Below are 261 nucleotides of genomic sequence, written 5' to 3'. Positions count from 1 at the left end.
ATATGATACACTTGGACAGTATATTGATGATATCAGACGTCAGAGAGATATAATATACATAAGCAAGATGGCGGAATCCCTGGATATATCATCCCTGGACAGATATCGTGCTCAACTGGTAGACGAATATGATCGGCTTGGAACTCTGAAGAAGATTCTGGATGAGGCATACGATCTGTATAAAGAATGTAATGAAAAATTCGAGGCATCTGGACAGACTCTGTGCAACCTATATGCTGAAACTCCATGGTATGAGACCAG

At 40.6% G+C, this 261-nt stretch carries 1 protein-coding gene; it reads left to right on the top strand.

Annotation, left to right across the window (positions count from 1 at the left end):
- Window positions 1-261: hypothetical protein (locus DWW60_RS13200; RefSeq protein ID WP_199414468.1), on the top strand; the 261-nt coding region annotated here is incomplete at both ends.

Origin of the sequence: Coprococcus sp. AF16-22, assembly GCF_003461545.1 — a bacterium.
GTDB classification, from domain to species: Bacteria; Bacillota; Clostridia; order Lachnospirales; family Lachnospiraceae; genus Coprococcus; species Coprococcus aceti.
This window is presented reverse-complemented; position numbering and strand designations above follow the sequence as displayed.